This is a genomic window from Acidovorax sp. 1608163, from assembly GCF_003669015.1.
GTDB lineage: Bacteria > Pseudomonadota > Gammaproteobacteria > Burkholderiales > Burkholderiaceae_C > Acidovorax.
The window spans coordinates 2058442-2077029 of sequence record NZ_CP033069.1 but is presented as its reverse complement, the minus strand read 5'-3'; the positions used below and the strand labels follow the sequence as shown (position 1 = coordinate 2077029).

Annotated in this window: 16 protein-coding genes; 6 read left to right on the top strand and 10 right to left on the bottom strand. The window is 64.6% G+C overall.

What is annotated here, in order from left to right; translation table 11 throughout:
* Window positions 1–58: 58 nt before the first annotated feature.
* Together EAG14_RS09340 and EAG14_RS09335 are read left to right on the top strand one after the other, a co-directional pair.
* Window positions 59–2788 carry a DUF4118 domain-containing protein gene (locus EAG14_RS09340; RefSeq protein WP_121728678.1) on the top strand — a complete coding sequence of 910 codons (2730 nt, stop codon included), beginning with the start codon at window positions 59–61 and terminating at the stop codon, window positions 2786–2788.
* 18 nt (window positions 2789–2806) lie between these two features.
* Window positions 2807–3529 carry a response regulator gene (locus EAG14_RS09335; protein WP_108499364.1) on the top strand — a complete coding sequence of 241 codons (723 nt, stop codon included), beginning with the start codon at window positions 2807–2809 and terminating at the stop codon, window positions 3527–3529.
* 7 nt (window positions 3530–3536) lie between these two features.
* Here EAG14_RS09335 and EAG14_RS09330 read toward each other — a convergent pair whose 3' ends face one another.
* On the bottom strand, window positions 3537–4502 hold the full coding sequence (locus tag EAG14_RS09330) for a YafY family protein (RefSeq protein ID WP_121728677.1): 966 nt from the start codon (window positions 4500–4502) through the stop codon (window positions 3537–3539).
* Window positions 4503–4594: 92 nt separating this feature from the next.
* Between EAG14_RS09330 and EAG14_RS09325 the strand changes: the two genes are divergently transcribed.
* Complete coding sequence (locus tag EAG14_RS09325; protein ID WP_121728676.1) at window positions 4595–5203, top strand: glutathione S-transferase family protein; 609 nt, start codon at window positions 4595–4597, stop codon at window positions 5201–5203.
* 25 nt (window positions 5204–5228) lie between these two features.
* Here the strand turns inward: EAG14_RS09325 and rng are convergent, their stop codons facing one another.
* The 7 genes from rng to EAG14_RS09290 form a co-directional block, all read right to left on the bottom strand.
* Entirely contained in the window at window positions 5229–6719 is a 1491-nt protein-coding gene (gene rng / locus EAG14_RS09320; protein WP_121730390.1) for a ribonuclease G, read from the bottom strand.
* A gap of 32 nt (window positions 6720–6751) precedes the next feature.
* Complete coding sequence (locus EAG14_RS09315) at window positions 6752–7387, bottom strand: nucleoside triphosphate pyrophosphatase (protein WP_121728675.1); 636 nt, start codon at window positions 7385–7387, stop codon at window positions 6752–6754.
* Window positions 7388–7644: 257 nt separating this feature from the next.
* Entirely contained in the window at window positions 7645–8112 is a 468-nt protein-coding gene (gene rlmH / locus EAG14_RS09310) for a 23S rRNA (pseudouridine(1915)-N(3))-methyltransferase RlmH (RefSeq protein WP_066690244.1), read from the bottom strand.
* Window positions 8113–8186: 74 nt separating this feature from the next.
* Complete coding sequence (gene rsfS / locus EAG14_RS09305; protein ID WP_121728674.1) at window positions 8187–9080, bottom strand: ribosome silencing factor; 894 nt, start codon at window positions 9078–9080, stop codon at window positions 8187–8189.
* A gap of 226 nt (window positions 9081–9306) precedes the next feature.
* Window positions 9307–10251 (bottom strand): oxygen-dependent coproporphyrinogen oxidase, encoded by a 945-nt coding sequence (gene hemF, locus EAG14_RS09300; RefSeq protein WP_121728673.1) that lies wholly within the window; start codon window positions 10249–10251, stop codon window positions 9307–9309.
* Window positions 10252–10397: 146 nt separating this feature from the next.
* Complete coding sequence (purD, locus tag EAG14_RS09295) at window positions 10398–11693, bottom strand: phosphoribosylamine--glycine ligase (RefSeq protein ID WP_121455666.1); 1296 nt, start codon at window positions 11691–11693, stop codon at window positions 10398–10400.
* A 254-nt stretch (window positions 11694–11947) separates the two neighbouring features.
* Window positions 11948–12667, bottom strand: coding sequence for a YebC/PmpR family DNA-binding transcriptional regulator (locus EAG14_RS09290; RefSeq protein WP_099655640.1), 720 nt, complete (start codon window positions 12665–12667; stop codon window positions 11948–11950).
* 242 nt (window positions 12668–12909) lie between these two features.
* Here EAG14_RS09290 and EAG14_RS09285 point away from each other — a divergent pair, with 242 nt between their 5' ends.
* The 3 genes from EAG14_RS09285 (at window position 12910) to EAG14_RS09275 (ending at window position 16732) form a co-directional block, all read left to right on the top strand.
* The gene (locus EAG14_RS09285; RefSeq protein ID WP_121728672.1) at window positions 12910–14460 is read left to right on the top strand and encodes a helicase HerA-like domain-containing protein; all 1551 of its coding nucleotides are present in this window, start codon (window positions 12910–12912) and stop codon (window positions 14458–14460) included.
* A gap of 200 nt (window positions 14461–14660) precedes the next feature.
* Window positions 14661–15497, top strand: coding sequence for a hypothetical protein (locus EAG14_RS09280; RefSeq protein ID WP_121728671.1), 837 nt, complete (start codon window positions 14661–14663; stop codon window positions 15495–15497).
* A 377-nt stretch (window positions 15498–15874) separates the two neighbouring features.
* Entirely contained in the window at window positions 15875–16732 is an 858-nt protein-coding gene (locus tag EAG14_RS09275) for an enoyl-CoA hydratase-related protein (RefSeq protein WP_121728670.1), read from the top strand.
* A 9-nt stretch (window positions 16733–16741) separates the two neighbouring features.
* On the opposite strand, the gene EAG14_RS09270 is transcribed toward EAG14_RS09275, so the two are convergent.
* Together EAG14_RS09270 and EAG14_RS09265 are read right to left on the bottom strand one after the other, a co-directional pair.
* Window positions 16742–17509, bottom strand: a complete 768-nt coding sequence (locus EAG14_RS09270) for an amino acid ABC transporter permease (RefSeq protein WP_162995947.1) — start codon at window positions 17507–17509, stop codon at window positions 16742–16744.
* Window positions 17510–17629: 120 nt separating this feature from the next.
* The gene (locus tag EAG14_RS09265) at window positions 17630–18406 is read right to left on the bottom strand and encodes a basic amino acid ABC transporter substrate-binding protein (RefSeq protein ID WP_099655645.1); all 777 of its coding nucleotides are present in this window, start codon (window positions 18404–18406) and stop codon (window positions 17630–17632) included.
* Window positions 18407–18588 lie beyond the last annotated feature (182 nt).

The following is an 18588-nucleotide window of genomic DNA, read 5'->3' as shown; positions in this document are numbered from 1 at the left end:
CAATTAATACTAGCGCTTGAGGCCTATTCGACATCAGATTGGTGGATACACTGTGCCCATGCAGGATCGCCCCGACCCCGACGCGCTGCTGCAGCGCATCCAGCAAGAGCAGGCCCAGCAGCAGCGCGGGCGGCTCAAGGTGTTTTTTGGCGCCTGTGCGGGGGTGGGCAAGACCTTTGCCATGCTGTCCGCCGCCCGGGCGGCACAGGCGCAGGGCCTGCCCGTCACCATTGGCGTGGTCGAGACGCATGGCCGCACCGACACCGAGGCGCTGACCGCCCACCTGCCCCATCTGCCGCTGCGCGCCATGCCCTACAAAGACCGCACCCTGCCCGAGTTCGACCTGGACGCCGCCCTGGCCTGGGGCGCCGCGCACTCTGAGGGCCTGGTGCTGCTGGACGAACTGGCCCACAGCAACGTGGCCGGATCGCGCCACCCCAAACGCTGGCAAGACGCCGAAGAACTGCTGGCCGCAGGCATCGACGTGTGGTCCACCATGAACGTGCAGCACCTGGAGAGCCTGAACGACATCGTCAGCGGCATCACCGGCATCCGCGTGTGGGAGACGGTGCCCGACCAGTTTTTTGACGCTGCCGACGAAGTGGTGGTGGTAGACCTGCCGCCCGACGAGCTGCTGGCGCGCCTCAAAGCTGGCAAGGTCTACCTGCCCCAGCAGGCCGAGCGTGCCGCTGCCAACTTCTTTCGCAAAGGCAACCTGCTGGCCCTGCGTGAGCTGGCCCTGCGCCGCACCGCCGACCGGGTGGACGACGAAATGCGCGCCTACCGCCGCGCCAGCACCACCACCGCCGAGGCCGTATGGCCCAACCGCGAGGCCCTGCTGGCCTGCGTGGGCACGGGCGACAACGCCGAAAAAGTGGTGCGCAGCTGCGCCCGCCTGGCCGCCCAGCTCGACCTGCCGTGGCACGCCGTGCATGTGGAAACGCCCGAGCAGCAAGGCCAGTCGGCCACCCTGCACCCGCAGGTGGAGCGCACGCTGAAGATCGCGCAGCAACTGGGCGCCGCCGCCTGCGCCGTGCTGCCTGCTGCCCAGCCCGCCCAGGCCCTGGTGCGCTATGCGCGCGAACACAACCTGGTGCGTGTGGTGATGGGCCGCAGCGCGCGCCGCTGGCCGTGGCAAGCCACACTGGCGGAGCAGGTCGGCCAACTGGCGAGCGACCTCGACCTGCTGCAGGTCGGCACGCTGGTGGGCCGAACAGGCAGCACAACCCCGGCAGACAACGCCAAGCCCATCGCTAGCACCACCCCGTCCGCCACGCGCCCGCCCTTCTGGCCCGGCTACATCGCCGCAGCCCTGGCCTGCTGCATTGCCGCCGTCGTGGCCACCCCGCTGGCCAATGTGCTGGAGCTGACCAACATCGTCATGCTGTTTTTGCTGGTGGTGGTGGGGGTGGCGCTGCGTTTTGGTCGCGGCCCGGCCATCATGGCGGCGTTTCTGGGCGTGGGGTTCTTTGACTTCTTCTTTGTGCCGCCCCGCTTCAACTTCGCGGTGAGCGACGCGCAGTACATCGTCACCTTCGCCGTCATGCTCGTGGTGGCCCTGGTGGTGGGCCAGCTCACCGCCGGGCTCAAGGTACAGGCCGAAGCCGCCACCGACCGCGAGCACCGCGTGCGCAGCCTCTACGACATGGCGCGTGACCTGTCTGCCGCCCTGCTGCCCGAACAGGTGGCCGAGATTGGCGCACGCTTTATCACGGGGGAGTTCAGCGCAGGCAGCACGCTGGTGGTGGCCGACGATGACAACCGCCTGCAGGTGCTGCCCGGAGGCACCGCCCCCGTGGACATGGCCGTGGCGCAATGGGCGTTTGAGCGCGGCGAGCCCGCTGGCCGGGGCACGGACACCTTGCACTCCAGCCCCACGCTGGTGCTGCCGCTCAAGGCGCCCATGCGCATCCGTGGCGTGCTGGTAGTGGCCATGCCGCAAAGCCAAGTGCCGGGCGTGGAACCCCGCCGCCTGCTGCAGACCTGCGCCTCGCTGCTGGCCATTTCGCTCGAACGCATCCACTACATCGACGTGGCGCAAAAGAGCACCGTGCAGATCGAGTCCGAGCGGCTGCGCAACTCGCTGCTCTCGGCCATCTCGCACGACCTGCGCACCCCGCTGGCCTCACTGGTCGGCCTGGCCGAATCGCTGGCCATGGTGCAGCCGCCCCTGCCTGCCCATCAACAAGAGTTGACCGGGGCCATCCAGCAATCGGCCCAGCGCATGAGCGCACTGGTCAACAACCTGCTGGACATGGCCCGCCTGGAGGCCGGGGCCGTACAACTCAACAAGGCCTGGCAGCCGCTGGAAGAAGTGGTGGGCAGCGCCCTCGCCGCCAGCGCCCCGGCCATCGCTGCGCACCGGGTCGAAGTGACTCTGCCCGACGACCTGCCGCTGCTGCAGATCGATGCCGTGCTGATGGAGCGCGTGCTGGTCAACCTGCTGGAAAACGCTGCCAAGTACACCCCCGCAGGCACCACCATCCATATCAGCGCGCAGCCCCAAAGCGATGCGGTGGCACTGACCCTCACCGACGAAGGTCCTGGCCTGCCCAAAGGGCGCGAAGAGTTGCTGTTTGAAAAGTTCGAGCGCGGCGCCCGCGAGAGCGCGACGCCCGGCGTCGGCCTGGGGCTGGCCATCTGCCGCGCCATCGTGCAGGCGCATGGTGGCAGCATCCGAGGCGATACGATCTTGAACGCCCAAGGCCAGGCTGCCGGGGCGCGCTTTACGCTGCTGCTGCCACGCGGCACACCGCCCACCGACCTGGGCGACGACGCCGACGCCTGACACCCTTGCATCCATGCCATGACCGACCTGCCCACGCACATCCTCATCGTTGAAGACGAAGCCGATATCCGCCGCTTTGTGCGCCTGACGCTGGAGACCGAAGGCCACACCGTACACGAGGCCGCGACCCTGCAGCGCGGCCTGATCGAAGCCGGCACCCGCCGCCCCGACCTGGTGGTGCTGGACCTGGGGCTGCCCGACGGGGATGGCGTCGATTTGATCCGCGACCTGCGCACCTGGTCGGCCATGCCCATCATCGTGCTCTCGGCCCGCAGCGCCGAAGCCAGCAAGATCGCGGCGCTGGACGCAGGGGCCGACGACTACCTCGTCAAACCCTTTGGCTCCGGCGAGCTGATGGCCCGCGTGCGCGCGCAGCTGCGGCGCAGCCAAAGGACATCCGGCGCCGAAGCCACACCCGTCATCCAGTTCGGCCCCATCACCGTGGACCTTGCCCGCCGTACGGTGGAGCGCCGCACGCAAAGCAATGGCGAAGGCGATGGCAGCGAGGCCCTGCACCTCACGCCCATCGAATACAAGCTGCTCACCTATCTGGCCTCCCAGCCTGACCGCGTCATCACCCACGCCCAGCTGCTCAAGGCCGTATGGGGCCCAGGCCATGCTGAAGACACGCACTACGTGCGCGTACACATGGCCAACCTGCGCAAGAAGGTGGAGGACAACGCCTCCATGCCCCGGCACTTGCGGACTGAGGCGGGTATCGGGTACCGGTTCGTACCCTGACGCCAACTCACGAACTGCGCGCGCCAGTGCAACGCAACGCCCGCTCCCCCGCCACGCGCAGCCGCTCCTGCAGCGACGCGGGCGCCAGCACCTCAAACTCCACATCCAGCGCCATGAGCCAGAACACCAGTGCATCGCTGGCGGCGCATGCCAGCTGGCACTGCTGCCCATCGGCCCGCGTTGTGACCACACCGGCCGACTGCGGAATGCGCCGCGCCATTTCTGCATAAGGGGCATGCAGCACCACCTGCGCCTGGTCGGGGTGCGGCGCTGCGGTGATGGAGCGCGACACGTACGCCTTGAGGTCGCCGCCGTCCGGCCCGGGGCGCGGCGAGAAATGCGCGCCGACTTCGGGCTTTGCCACCATGCGGTCGATGCGAAAGGTGCGCCAGTCGCCACGGTCGTAGTCCCACGCCACCAGATACCAGCGCATGCCGGTGTGCACCACGCCTTGGGGCTCCACCGAGCGCTGGGTAGCGCGCCCCTTGCCGTCTTCGTACGAGAAGCCAAGCCGCAACTGGTCGCGGCAGGCCGATGCCAGCGTGGCCAACAGCGAGGCCTCCACCACCGGCCCGACACGGTCCAGGGGCAGGATGGTGGAGCGCAAGGCGTCCACCTGTTCGCGCAGCCGCAGGGGCATGGCCTGCTCCAGCTTGACCAGAGCGCGCAAGGCGGGCTCTTCAATGCCGACCACGGCGCCCGCGGTGGCGGTGCGCAGCGCAATCGATACAGCCAGGGCTTCTTCGTCGTCGAGCAGCAACGGGGGCAGCGCCTGCCCCGCGCGAAAGGCATAGCCGCCCGCCACGCCACTGCTGGCCTGCACCGGATAGCCGAGCTGGCGCAGGCGGTCCACATCGCGCCGCAGGGTGCGCGGGTGCACTTCCAGGCGCTCGGCCAGTTCGGGCCCCAGCCAGTGGCTGCGGGTTTGCAACAGGGACAGCAGGCGCAGCAGCCGGGTCGATGAAGTCAGCATGGTGCGACTGTACGGTGGATTGCGGACCGAAACTGTCCGCAATGGCTTCTACAGTGGTGCCACCTTTTACCCACCACCCCAAGGAGTTTTCGATGTCCATCGTCCTTTACTGGCACCCCATGTCGAGTGCCACCCCTATTGCCTGCGCCCTTGCCGAGCTGGGCGTACCCCACGAGCGCGTGAAGATCGACATCCGCGCTGGCGCACAGCACCGCCCGGAGTACCTGGCCCTCAACCCCAACGGCAAGGTGCCCACGCTGACGGTGGACGGCGCCCCCATGTTCGAGGCCCTGGCCATCCACCTGTGGCTGGGCCACCGCTACGGCGTCGAGCGCGGGCTGTGGCCCACTGCGGGCACGCCCGAGGCGCTGCAGGCCTTGTCATGGTGCACCTGGGCGTATGTGACCTACGGCACGGTCCTCAAGCACCTGCATGTGGCGACGCAGGGCGACGAGGCACTGCGCAGCCCTGCCTATGCGAAGGCAGCCACTGCGGGGCTGAACGATCTGCTGGCGCTGCTGGACGCACGGCTGGCCAAGCAGCCCTGGATGCTCGGCGCAGACTATTCGCTGGTGGACTTGGTGGTGGGCTCGGTGCTGGGCTACAGCGTGTACCTGGGGGCACCCGTCAATGCGCACCCGCATGTGCAGACCTGGCTGGCCCAGGTTCAGGCACGCCCGGCCATGCAGATCGACGCCTGAGGCAAGCAGTCGAACAACGTGGCTGCTACAGCAGCACGATGTCGTACTGCTCCTGCCCCACCGCGCTCTCGGCCTGCAGCGAGATGGGCTTCTTGATGAAATCCGAGAGGCCAGCCAAGTGCTGGCTTTCCTCGTCCAAAAACAGCTCCACCACCCGCGCCGAGGCGACCACGCGGAATTCGCGCGGGTTGAACTGACGGGCTTCGCGCAAGATCTCGCGCAGGATGTCGTAGCACACGCTGCGCGCAGTCTTCACACTGCCCTTGCCCTGGCAGGCTTCGCAGGGCTCGCACAGCATGTGGGCGAGCGACTCGCGGGTGCGCTTGCGCGTCATCTCCACCAGGCCCAGTTGCGAGAACGTGCCCGACGACATGGTCTTGACCCGGTCGCGCGCTAGCTGCTTCTTGAACTCCGACAGCACGGCCTGCTGGTGGTCCTCGCGCACCATGTCGATGAAGTCCACGATGATGATGCCGCCCAGGTTGCGCAGGCGCAGCTGGCGGGCAATGGCCTGCGCGGCCTCCAGGTTGGTCTTGAAGATGGTGTCGTCGAAATTGCGTGCGCCCACGTAGCCACCGGTGTTCACGTCGATGGTGGTCAGCGCCTCGGTCTGGTCCACGATCAGGTAGCCGCCCGATTTCAGATCGACGCGGCGCCCCAGGGCCTTGGCCACTTCTTCGTCGATGGAGTACAGGTCAAAAATCGGCCGCTCGCCCTTGTAGTGCTGCAGCTTGCCTGCGGCGGCGGGCATGAACTCTTGCCCGAACGCACGCAGGCGGTGGAACTGCTCCATCGAATCCAAACGGATGGTCTGCGTGTGATCACCCACGAGGTCGCGCAGCACGCGCTGCAGCAAATCCAGGTCCTGGTGCAAGAGCGAGCCCGCAGGCAGCTTGAGCGAGGCTTCCTTGATGCGCGCCCAGGTCTTGCGCAGGTAGGCAATGTCTTCGGCCAACTCTTCGTCCGTGGAGTCTTCGCCGTTGGTGCGCAGGATAAAGCCACCGCCCCCACCCGTGGACTTGTCACCCACCAGGGCCTGCAGGCGAGACCGAAGGGCATCGCGCTCGGCAGGCGGAATCTTTTGCGACACGCCCACATGGTCGTCCTGCGGCAAAAACACCAGCAGGCGGCCCGCGATGCTGATCTGTGTGGACAGCCGCGCGCCTTTGGTGCCGATGGGGTCCTTGATGACTTGCACCATGAGCGACTGCCCCTCGAACACTTGCTTTTCAATGGGCAGTTGCGGCTCGGTCTTTCGGGCAAACGATGGTGGTTCGCCATCGGGCTGGCGGTGCCACACATCGGCCACATGCAAGAAGGCCGCACGCTCCAGGCCAATGTCGATAAAGGCCGACTGCATGCCCGGCAGCACGCGCGAGACCTTGCCCAGGTAGACGTTGCCCACCAGCCCGCGCTCGAGCGTGCGCTCTAGGTGCAGCTCTTGCACTGCGCCATGCTCCACCACGGCCACGCGGGTTTCCTGGGGTGACCAGTTGATCAGAATGTCTTGATGGATGGAGGCGGCCATGGTGTGAATGCAGTGAGGACTTAGACAGCAAAACCGATGGAGCGCAGCAGCTGGGCCGTCTCAAACATAGGCAGGCCCATGATGCCTGAATAGCTGCCATGCAGCACAGGGATGAAGGCAGCGGCTGCGCCTTGAATGCCATAGGCCCCGGCCTTGCCCAAGGGCTCGCCCGTGGCCACATAGGCGGCGATTTGCGCCGGGGTCAGCGGAGCAAAGGTCACCTCAGACACCGACAACGCCTGCAGCCGCTGGGCCACTGCGCCTTGCCCGCCCTGCCCCGCCTGCACGGCCACCGCAGTGAGCACCCGGTGCGTCTGGCCCGACAGCTCGGCCAGCATGCGCGCCGCATGGGCGGCATCGTCGGGCTTGCCGTAGATGGCGGGGCCCAGCGCCACGGTGGTGTCGGAGCACAGGATGGGGGCTGAGGGCAACCCACGGCGGGTGCAACGGGCCACAGCGGCATCAAGCTTGAGACCGGTGACACGCATGACGTAGTCGTCCGGGCTTTCGCCAGGCAACACGGCTTCGATGCCCTCGGCGTCTTCAGCCACATCGCCCTGAACGTTGGGCAACAGCAGCTCATGGCGCACGCCCAGTTGCTCCAGCAACTGACGGCGGCGTGGACTTTGGGAGGCAAGGTAGATGAAGTCGGGCATGAACAGATTTTGAATAAAAATCCCTGATTGGCGACCTACCTCAGACGCTTTCTCGTCCCCACCCGTTCGGGCTGAGCCTGTCGAAGCCTTGCACGCACGCGGCAAGCCCTGGCTTCGACGGGCTCAGCCCGAACGGATGCAGTGGTATCTGAGGCAAGTCGCTAATCAGGTAAAAATCAGCTCTAGCGCTTTCTCACCATGCGCAAGCAGCTATAAAAACAAGAGCAATCTGTGAGCCAACGCAAAGCACGCACGCCTCACTCGCGGTGGTAGGGGTGCCCAGCGTTCACAGACCAGGCCCGGTACAGCTGCTCAATCAGCAGCACACGCACCATGGCATGGGGCAGCGTCAAATCCGACAGGCGGATGCGTTCGTGTGCCGCCTGGCGAAAGGCTGGGTCCAGCCCGTCGGGCCCGCCAATGACCAGCGCCACGTCGTCGCCACCCAGCTGCCAGCCCTTGAGCCGATCGGCCAGGGCCTTGGTGGTGAGGTTGGTACCGCGCTCGTCCAGTGCCACCACGCGGGTGCCGCGTGGGATGGCGGCTTCGATGCGCTCACGCTCTGCGGCGTACAGCGTCTCCAGCGTCTTGGAGCCGCGTGGCTCGGTTTTAACGGCCTTGAGCTCGACCTTGAGCTCGGGCGGAAAGCGTTTGGCGTAGTCGTCGTAGGCGGTTTGTGCCCAATCGGGCACCCGCTGCCCGACGGCAACAATCAGCAGCTTCATGGATCAACCTGGATGCGTGAAAAAGACAGCGCGCTACGCGCCCAGACACGCTGGGTGCGCAGCGTGCAGGCCCATCAACCCTTGCGGGCCGGGGCCTTTTTGGCGGCGGGCTTTGCAGCGGGCTTGGCGGCAGCTTTCGGGGCGGCCTTGGCTGCGGTTTTTGCTGCAGGCTTGGCCGCTGCGCGTGCGGGGGCCTTAGCGGCGGGCGACTTCTTGGCCGCAGGCTTCTTGGCGCCCACAGGTTTGACGACCACGGTCTTGACCGGTGCCTTGGTGGCTGCGGGCTTCTTGGCGGCTGTTGTGCCTGCTGCCTTGTTGGCAGGTTTGGCAGCGGTGGTCTTGGAAGAGGCTTTGGCCGTGGGCTTGGCGGCAGCGGTTTTGGCCGGTGCCGCTTTTGCTGCTGTTTTAGCGGCCGTCTTGGCCACAGCCTTCACCGTGGCCTTGCCAGAGCGCGCGGGCGCGGTGGGCGCAGCGGCTGCCTTTTTGGCGGGGGCCTTCTTGGCTGCAGTCTTCGCATCCGACTTGGCAGCCTTCTGGGCCGACTTCTTATCGGCCAGATCGGCGGCAGCCGTGGAAGACGGCTTGGCCGCTCCCAGCTTCAGGCGCACGGGCACTTCGCCCCACAGCTCTTCCAGGCGGTAGTACTGGCGGATGGTGGGCTGCATGATGTGCGCCACGGCCGAGCCGCAGTCCACGATGATCCATTCGCCGTTGTCTTCACCCTCGATGCGGGGCTTGGAAAAACCCGCTTCCTTCACGGCGTCGCGCACGCTGGCGGCCAGCGCCTTGGTCTGGCGGTTGGAGGTGCCCGATGCCACGATCACCCGCTCAAACAGCGGCGACAAGTGCTCGGTGTTGAAGACCTGGATGTCTTGCGCCTTGACGTCTTCCAGGCCATCAACGATGGCACGCTGGAGCTTGGTCACGTCTTTTTTGGCAGCGGTTTCCGATTTGGTGGAGGTGGTCATCAGGCAGAGAAGTAGAAAGGGTGGAATCAATATAGCGCGCAACGCAGCGCACAGCCAGAGGGGCTACGCCTTGGGTGTTGCGCACGGGCGCAGAGGCGTTAATAGGTGTTTTTGGCCTCTTGCGCTTATAGATCAAGCGCTGCCAGCTATTGAAATTATAGCTTTTGGGCCGTGGCGGGGTTCAAGACCCCTGATTGGCAGGCCCTAAAACACGGCAGTGCACTGGCTACAGCCAGTCGCGCCGCACCAAAAACTGTTGCATCAAGGCCGCTTCGGGCGAGCCCGGCTCGGCTTGGCGCTGGTACGACCAGGCCACCAATGGCGGCATGGACAGCAGGATCGACTCGGTGCGCCCGCCCGACTGCAGGCCAAAGTGCGTGCCCCGGTCCCACACCAGGTTGAACTCGACATAACGGCCCCGGCGATAGAGCTGGAAGTCGCGCTCGCGCTCGCCATAGAGCGTGTCCTGGCGCTTTTCCACGATGGGCAGGTAGGCCTTGAGGAAGGCATCGCCCACCGACTGCGTCATCGCCAGACTCTGGTCAAAGCCCAGCTCCGAAAAGTCGTCATAGAACACGCCGCCCACACCGCGCTGCTCGCTGCGGTGCTTGAGGTAGAAGTATTCGTCGCACCACTGCTTGAAGCGCGGGTACTTGTCGTCACCAAAGGCGCTGAGCGCATCGCGGCAGGTGCGGTGAAAGTGCACGGCGTCTTCCTCAAATCCGTAGTACGGCGTGAGGTCCATACCACCGCCAAACCAGCAGGTCGGTGCCTGGCCAGGGTGGCCGGCCGCAATCATGCGCACATTCATGTGCACCGTGGGCACATAGGGATTGCGTGGATGGAACACCAGCGACACGCCCATAGCCTCGAACGGCGCGCCCGCCAGCTCGGGCCGGTGCTGCGTGGCCGAGGGCGGCAGTTGCGGGCCACGCACATGGCTGAAGCCGCAGCCTGCGCGCTCGAACACCCGGCCGCCTTCCATGATCTTGGTGACGCCGTCGCCCTGCAGCGGCTCGCCCGGTGGCTTGCTCCAGGCATCGGCCAAAAAGCGCACCCCGCCCTCGCCTTCCACAGCCTCCAGAGCCTCGGTGATGCGCGCTTGCAGGCCCAGCAAGTAGCTGCGCACGGTGGCCACGGTAGTGGCGGGGTTCAATCCGGGTTGTTGCATTTTGGTGGTCCGTTGCGCGGGGTGCCAGGCACACCCGCAAACTGGCGCGGCGCAGGCACAAGAACCTATTCAAAGGCGCCGAGCAAAAACAGCCCTGCCGCCGCGGCGCCCCTTGAGCGGGGGACGCCGTAGCGGCAAAAGAGGCATCACTTCACAGCGCGGTAGCCAATGTCGGTGCGGTACTGCGCGCCGTCGAACTGGATGTTCTTGGCCACTTCGTACACCTTTTGCTGCGCTTGCTTGACCGTGTCGGCCAGCGCAGTCACGCACAGCACGCGGCCGCCAGACACCTTCAACTGGCCATCTTCCAAAGTGGAGCCTGCGTGGAACACCACGGCATGGTCCAAAGCCGTGTCCGACTCGTTGAACAGCGGCACGCCGGTGATCACGTCGCCCTTGCGTGGGCTGTCTGGATAGCCGTGCGCCGCCATCACCACGCCCAAGGCGGTGCGGCGGTCCCACTGCAGCTCCAGCTGGTCAAGCTTGCCATCGGCGGCGGCGGCCATCACATCGCTGAAGTCGCTTTTCAGGCGCATCAGAATGGGCTGAGTCTCTGGGTCGCCCATGCGGCAGTTGAATTCGAGCGTCTTGGGCTGGCCCTTGGCATCGATCATCAAGCCTGCGTACAGGAAGCCGGTGTAGGGAATGCCGTCTTTTTCCATGCCCCGGATGGTGGGCAGGATGATTTCGCGCATGGCGCGGGCGTGCACATCGGCCGTGACCACGGGCGCGGGCGAATACGCACCCATGCCGCCGGTGTTGGGGCCTTCGTCGCCGTCCTTGAGGCGCTTGTGATCCTGGCTGGTGGCCAGGGCCACCACGTTCTTTCCATCGCACAGCACGATGAAGGAGGCTTCTTCGCCTTCCAAAAACGCTTCAATCACCACGCGCGCACCGCCCTCGTTGTGCGCCACGCCGTACTTGTTGTCCACCAGCATGAAGTCCACGGCGTCGTGGGCTTCTTGCAGCGTCATGGCCACCACCACGCCCTTGCCAGCGGCCAGGCCATCGGCCTTGATGACGATGGGCGCGCCCAGGCGGTCCACAAAGGCGTGGGCTTCGGCCGGGTCGGTAAAGGTGTCGTAGTCGGCCGTAGGAATGCCGTGGCGGCGCATGAACGCCTTAGAGAAAGCCTTGGAGCTTTCCAGTTGCGCCGCCGCCTTGGTGGGGCCAAAAATACGCATGCCATTGGCGCGGAACTCGTCCACCACACCAGCGGCCAGCGGTGCCTCGGGGCCCACCACCGTCAGGGCGATCTTCTCGGCCTGGGCCCACTGGCGCAGCTCGCGCACATCTGTCAGGGCCACGTTTTCGAGCTTGGGGTTCAAAGCCGTGCCGCCATTACCCGGGGCCACGTACACCTTCGTCACCTTGGGCGACTGGCTCAGTTTCCAGGCCATTGCGTGTTCACGGCCGCCGCCACCAATCACAAGTACTTTCATAGGAACCTTTAGTGAAATCCTGGCGCTGCAACGCACTATTGCCGACCGCCAAAATTCCGGATTAATCTCAGATATTCACTGAACCGCGCATCGCAAACAGGAGGATGCAACTGACGCGGCCAAGGCCAGTGCCACCGCGCAAGGGCCGCCAAGACACTCCCGTGTCGCTAACGCTCCGTGCGCTGGTGGCGTCCCCTCCCGCAAGCGAAGCGCAGCGAGAGAGGGGGAAGGCGCGAAGCGCCTCAGGGGGAGCTTCACAGAGCCGCGTTGTGATAAACCTCTTGCGTATCGTCCAGGTCTTCCAGCACGTCCAGCAGCTTTTGCATCTTGGCGGCATCGTCGCCCGTCAGCTCAATCGTGTTCTCAGGCCGCATGGTCACACTGGCCACCTCAGGCGTCAGGCCTGCGGCCTCCAGGGCGTTCTTCACCGCTTCGAAGTCGGCTGGGGCCGTCAGCACTTCTACCGCGCCGTCGTCATCGGTCACCACGTCCTCCGCGCCCGCCTCCAGGGCCACTTCCATCACCTTGTCTTCGCTGGTGCCGGGGGCAAAAATCAGCTGACCACAGTGCTTGAACTGGAACACCACCGAGCCCTCGGTGCCCATATTGCCACCGTGCTTGCTGAACGCGTGGCGCACTTCAGCCACGGTGCGCACACGGTTGTCGGTCATGGTGTCGATCATGATGGCGGCGCCACCAATGCCATAGCCTTCGTAGCGGATTTCTTCGTAGGTCAGGCCTTCGGCGTTGCCCGTGGCCTTGTCGATGTTGTATTTGATGCGGTCGGCGGGCATGTTGGCCGCCTTGGCCTTGTCCACCGCCAGGCGCAGGCGGGGGTTGGCAGACAGATCGCCGCCACCGGCACGGGCCGCCACAGTGATTTCACGAATGATGCGGGTCCAGATCTTGCCGCGTTTTTCATCCTGGCGCCCCTTACGGTGCTGGATATTCGCCCATTTACTGTGTCCTGCCACGAGAGATCCTTTTGTATTGATTTAATCTAGCCTGCTGATTTTACTTTTTGCGAGGAGCCTGCCGGACTTGGAGCGTCGAAAGCGAAAATCGGCCCCAGCGAGGACAGTTTTTGCCGGATTTGCAGCCTCATAGCCCAGCTATGGGGCAAAAAGACGGTGAAAAATGGACCGCTGCGGTCGATTTACAGCCGACGATTTCCAAGTCCGACAGGCTCCTAGACCGTACCCCGAGGAAACCCCAAATGGCCGACCCCATGCTGATTGCCAAGCACGCCGACACCGAATGCCACCTGCTGCCAGGGCTGGCCAACCGCCACGGGCTCATCACCGGCGCCACGGGCACCGGCAAGACGGTGACCCTGCAAACCCTGGCCGAGAATTTTTCCCGCATCGGCGTGCCGGTGTTCATGGCCGACGTGAAAGGCGACCTCACCGGTGCCAGCCAGCCCGGCAAGATCGGCGACAAGCTGGCAGGCGTGCTCAAAGAGCGCGGGCTGGACTTGCCAGCGCCCCAGGCCTGCCCAACCACGCTGTGGGATGTGTTTGGCGAGCAAGGCCACCCGGTGCGCGCCACCATCTCCGACATGGGTCCGCTGCTGCTGGGCCGCATGCTCAACCTGAACGAAACCCAGTTGGGCGTGCTCAACCTGGTGTTCAAGATTGCCGACGACAACGGCCTGCTGCTGCTGGACCTCAAGGACTTGCGGGCCATGCTGCAGTATGTGGGCGACAACGCCAAGGACTTCACCACCGAGTATGGCAACGTCAGCTCCGCCAGCGTGGGGGCCATCCAGCGCGGGCTGCTGCAGATCGAGCAGCAAGGCGGCACGCAGTTCTTTGGCGAGCCCATGCTCAACATCCAGGATTTCATGCAGACCGTGGATGGGCATGGCGTCATCAACATCCTGGCGGCCGACAAGCTCATGAATGCGCCGCGCCTGTATGCCACGTTTTTGTTGTGGATGCTGTCTGAGTTGTTTGAGCAATTGCCCGAAATCGGCGACCCCGAGCAGCCCAAACTGGTGTTCTTCTTCGACGAAGCCCACTTGCTGTTCAACGAAGCGCCCAAAGTGCTCATTGAGCGCATTGAGCTGGTGGTGCGCCTGGTGCGCTCCAAGGGCGTGGGCGTGTATTTCGTCACGCAGAACCCGCTCGATATCCCCGACAGCGTGCTGGCGCAGCTGGGCAACCGCGTGCAGCACGCGCTGCGCGCCTTCACCCCCCGCGACCAAAAGGCCGTGAAGGCCACGGCCACCACCATGCGGCAAAAACCCGGGCTGGACATTGAAACCGCCATCACCGAGCTGGCCGTGGGCGAGGCGCTGGTGAGCTTTCTGGACGCCAAGGGCCGCCCCAGCGTGACCGAGCGTGTGTTTGTGCTTCCCCCGGCCAGCCAGTTGGGCCCCATCACCCCACCGCAGCGCCAGGCGCTCTTGGCGCAATCCCTGGTGGCAGGCGTGTATGAAAAGGCCATCGACCGTGAATCGGCCTACGAAAAGCTCAAAGGCCGCACCGACGAAGCCACAACGCAGGCGCCTGCAACGGGCACCAACGGCACCAATGGCACATCCAGCCCTGGCACCCCAGCAGCACCAGCCGATGCGGGCGGAGGGCTGCTGGGCGGGCTCAACGACGTGCTGTTTGGCACCACCGGCCCACGCGGTGGCAAACGCGATGGCCTGGCCCAGACCATGGCCAAGTCTGCCGTGCGCACCATGGGCACCACGCTGGGCAAGGAGATTTTGCGCGGCGTGCTGGGCAGCATTTTTGGCGGCAGTGGCAAGCGGCGCTGATTTCGCTCAAAGCCGGTGCACAGCAAAACCCGGGCGGTTGCCAGCGCAGGCGCTGCCCGGTGTATCCCCAGCGCTACAGCCCACCCAATCTTTGGGCAGCGCACCACCAGGAGACCTGTGACTTCCATATGACAGTCACCAATTCGTCACAAAACAGGCGTTGAATCGATCCCAACAAAAACAACAACAAAGGAGGATCGATGACAAAAACCGAAATCGCACTGCTGCGCTGGGGCCAGCTGCCCATGTTCGCCGCCATCGTGGGCTGGATACTGGGCTTTGTCGGGGTGGCCGCAGGCCTGTGGCGCCCTCACTGGTACTGGGTCTTGTATTTCATTGCCACCGTGGCGATAACCGCGCTGTGCATCCAGCGAACCACAGCAGCGCGTGAGCGCTACATCCGCGAAGCCCCCTTGCCCCGCTTTTTGCAGCGCAAACTGCGCGAGGCCTACCCGCAGTTGAGCGCCAAGGATGGCGAGCTGGTCGAACGGGGCCTGCGGCAGTTCTTTCTCGCCTGCCTGCGCAGCCGCCAGTTTGTGGCCATGCCCTCACAGGCGGTCGATGTGCTGTGGCATGAATTCATCTTGCACACGCAGGCCTACAAGCTGTGGTGTACCCATGCGCTGGGCCGCTTTTTGCACCACACCCCAGCCGAAGCCCTGGGCCGCAGGGGCATGCACAACGACGGCCTGCGGCGCGCCTGGTTCTGGGCCTGCAAGGAAGAATCCATCGACCCCAAGGCCCCCAGCCGCCTGCCCCTGCTGTTTGCCCTGGATGCCAAGTTCGCCATCCCCAACGGGTTCCACTATGTACCCGACTGCCGCCTGACGGGCGCGCCGAGCACCACAGCGGCCAGCTCGAACAGCGGCTGCGGCGGCTCCCCCTACTGCGGCACCGATTTTTCGGACGGCAGCTACAGCGGTAGCTCGGGCGACTTTGGCGGGGCCGACAGCTCGGACGGCGCAGGGGGTGGAGGAGGCGATGGCGGCGGCGACGGGGGTGGCTGTGGAGGTGGCTGCGGCGGGGGCGGCGATTGAGTCCACGCCGGGTAAGCCCTAGGGATGTCCTGCATAACTCCCTGCGGACTGTGATAGCACGGCTTCGGGCGATCCACTGCGTTGCTTTTCTTGCCAATAGCACGCTATTGGCTGCAAAAAGATGCCTTGTGGCCCATCCCGACCCGCACTACCACCGCCTCGCGAGGGTTATGCAGGACATCCCTAGCGGGCACCCGTGACAGCCCAGCACCAATCGCAAATCGCAAATCGCAAATCGCAAATCGCAAATCGCAAATCGCAAATCGCTATTAAAACAATAGCTTCCAGCGCTTTCATTTCAAGCGCTAGAGGCCAATTTAACCCAAAGTCGCCCAGGCGACGAACAGCAACGGGCGGGCGCCCTAGAGTGTCAGGCCATGAACACCGACATCACCGCCCTCACCTGCTTTACCCTCAGCACCACCGCGCAGGTGGCTCACTTGGTTTTGAACAAGCCAGAGGCCCTGAACACCATGCACCCCACCTTCTGGCGCGAGCTGGACGCGGTGCTGGCCCACCTGCACCAGGCGGGCGAGGCACGGGCGCTGGTCATCAGCAGCACGGGCAAACACTTCAGTGCGGGCATGGCGCTCGAAACCTTTGGCGGCGCCATCACCATGGACGACCAAAGCCCCGAGGGCCGCGCCGCCATTTTTGACCTGCTGACCGACATGCAGGCCACCTTCACGCGGCTGGAGAACCTGCGCATTCCCGTCATTGCGGCAATCCACGGCGGCTGCATCGGCGGCGCGGTGGACATGGTGACAGCCGCCTGCATCCGCTACGCCACGCAGGATGCGTTCTTCTGCATCCAGGAGATCAACATCGGCATGGTGGCCGACGTGGGCACGCTGCAACGCCTGCCCAAACTCATCCCGCTGGGCGTGGCGAAAGAGCTGGCCTACACCGGCCGCCGCCTGGGTGCGGCCAAGGCCCAGGGGTATGGCCTGGTCAACGAAGTGTTTGACACGCAAGAGGCCATGGTGGCCGCAGCCCTTCAGTGCGCGCAAGAGATTGCCAGCAAGCCACCCGTGGCCATCTGGGGCACCAAGCAGGCCATCCACTACGCCCGCGACCATTCGGTGGAAGACAGCCTGCGCCAGATGGGCTGGCTGCAGGGCGCGATCTGGAGCAACCAGCATGTGCGCGAATCCGTTACCGCCATGAAGCAAAAGCGCGCGGGCAACTTCCCTGCGCTCACGCCACTGCAGCGGTTCAGCGATTCGGCGGGTTAATAAGTCAAACTAGCTGCGATCGCTGCGCGCCAGGTGGTATTCCAGCCGCCGCAAGGCGGTGGTCAGCGCCAGCGTCATGAGCCAGTAGGCCAATGAAATGGCCAGGTACGGCTCCCAATACCGCGCATAAGCCCCCGCCACCGTGCGTGCGGCGTAGGCCATTTCGGCCAGGCCGATGGCTGACACCAGCGACGTATCCTTGAGCAGCGCAATCATGTTGTTGCCCAGCGGCGGCAGCATGCGCCTAAAGGCTTGCGGCAGCACCACATAGCGCATCACCTGCATGGGCGTGAAGCCCAGCGAGCGCCCGGCATCAAACTGCCCCTTGGAGATGGACTGAATGCCCGCGCGGAACACCTCTGAGATGTAGGCGGCCGAGTTGAGCGTGAGCGCTGCAATGCCCGAGATCAGCGCCCCATGCTCTTGCTTGAGCGTGCGCGCCAGCTCGCCATCAATCAGCAGCCCTGACACGGGGTGGATGAACAGCGGCATCACCGCAAAGTGCATCAGCAAAATTTGCACAAACAGCGGCGTGCCCCGGAAAAAGCTCACATACACCGTCGAGGGCCAGCGCAGCAAGAAGCGGCACACCCAGTTCCACGGCGCATGACGTGCCTGGGCCAGCCGGGCCAGCGCCAGCAACAGGCCCCAGGTACCGCCCAGCAGCACACACACCACCGTCATGCCCAGCGTCATCAGCGCGCCGCGCCAAAACAGCTCACGGTACTCCACCAGAATGTCCGGCCGGAACCAGCCAAACCACAGTTCAGGTTCCATCACCCCTCCCAATCAATAGCAGTAGCAAATAGCGTTGCGCCCCACCAGGAGCTCCCTCAGGCCCCCAGCAAAAACGGCCGCAAACGCGGCCGCAGTGCATGGCAAACCCATAGGCAGCGATCAGCGGGCCTTGTATTCCTTGGCAAACCACTTCTTGTAGATTTCGCCATAGCTGCCATCGGCACGGATGGCGGCCAGACCGGCATTGAGCTTGTCTTGCAGGGGCTTGTCGCCCTTCTTCACCACAATGCCAAAGCCCTCTTCGGGAAAGCTGGGGTCTTCCACCGTCTTGAGGGCGGGGTTCTGGCTCACGCGGTAGGCAATCACGCCGTTGTCGCCAATGGCGGCATCCACGCCGCCACCTGCCAGCTCGGAGATGATGAGCGGGGTGCTTTCAAAGCGGCGGATGTTGGGGCTGGTCTTGCCGAACTCGCGCGAGGCCACATCGTCGGCCGTCGAGGCATTCACCACGGCAATTTTCTTGCCGTTCAGGTCCTTGAGGGTGGCCACCGTGCTGCTCTTGGGCACGGCAATCAGCTGGTGCGCCGCGAAGTACGGGTTGGAAAAGTCGTAGCTTTGGCGGCGCTTGTCGTTGATGGTGACGCCGGAGATCACCAGGTCCACATCGCCATTGTTCAGGGCCGCAAAAATGCCGCTCCAGGGGGTGTTGATGACCTTGATCTTGAGCCCTTGCTGCTTGGCAATGGCGTTGATGATGTCGATGTCGAAACCGACGATCTGCTTGTCTTTGTTTTCGAACGCAAAGGGCGCGTAAGTGGCGCTGGAAGCGACAGTAAGTTCCCGCGCCGGGGTGCCTTGGGCCAAAGCCCCCACGGTAAAACCAAGCGAGGCGACCAGGCCAAAGCCCAGGGCAAAGATGCGTCGAGACTGTTGCATAAGAATAGGACCCATGGGGGGAAAAGGAGGTCTGCAGTATAACCAGCAGTCCTTTGAAGGACTTCAAATTTCATAGCTGCTTGCGCCCTGTTTGCGGGCGCCAGAACCCATTTTTTGCACGCAGTTGGTGCAATGCCTATGATGCACAGTGTTTGCAGCGTTTTGTCGTGCGCGGGCCAGCC

Bases quoted from the DNA above. Each gene is read 5' to 3' on its own strand.
- hemF (WP_121728673.1), bottom strand. From the start codon at position 10,251: ATGCAACAACCCGGATTGAACCCCGCCACTACCGTGGCCACCGTGCGC.
- EAG14_RS09330 (WP_121728677.1), bottom strand. From the start codon at position 4,502: ATGCTGACTTCATCGACCCGGCTGCTGCGCCTGCTGTCCCTGTTGCAA.
- EAG14_RS09280 (WP_121728671.1), top strand. From the start codon at position 14,661: ATGACAAAAACCGAAATCGCACTGCTGCGCTGGGGCCAGCTGCCCATG.
- EAG14_RS09270 (WP_162995947.1), bottom strand. From the start codon at position 17,509: ATGGAACCTGAACTGTGGTTTGGCTGGTTCCGGCCGGACATTCTGGTG.
- EAG14_RS09275 (WP_121728670.1), top strand. From the start codon at position 15,875: ATGAACACCGACATCACCGCCCTCACCTGCTTTACCCTCAGCACCACC.
- EAG14_RS09265 (WP_099655645.1), bottom strand. From the start codon at position 18,406: ATGCAACAGTCTCGACGCATCTTTGCCCTGGGCTTTGGCCTGGTCGCC.
- EAG14_RS09315 (WP_121728675.1), bottom strand. From the start codon at position 7,387: ATGCCCGACTTCATCTACCTTGCCTCCCAAAGTCCACGCCGCCGTCAG.
- rsfS (WP_121728674.1), bottom strand. From the start codon at position 9,080: ATGACCACCTCCACCAAATCGGAAACCGCTGCCAAAAAAGACGTGACC.
- EAG14_RS09325 (WP_121728676.1), top strand. From the start codon at position 4,595: ATGTCCATCGTCCTTTACTGGCACCCCATGTCGAGTGCCACCCCTATT.
- EAG14_RS09340 (WP_121728678.1), top strand. From the start codon at position 59: ATGCAGGATCGCCCCGACCCCGACGCGCTGCTGCAGCGCATCCAGCAA.
- EAG14_RS09285 (WP_121728672.1), top strand. From the start codon at position 12,910: ATGGCCGACCCCATGCTGATTGCCAAGCACGCCGACACCGAATGCCAC.
- rlmH (WP_066690244.1), bottom strand. From the start codon at position 8,112: ATGAAGCTGCTGATTGTTGCCGTCGGGCAGCGGGTGCCCGATTGGGCA.
- EAG14_RS09335 (WP_108499364.1), top strand. From the start codon at position 2,807: ATGACCGACCTGCCCACGCACATCCTCATCGTTGAAGACGAAGCCGAT.
- purD (WP_121455666.1), bottom strand. From the start codon at position 11,693: ATGAAAGTACTTGTGATTGGTGGCGGCGGCCGTGAACACGCAATGGCC.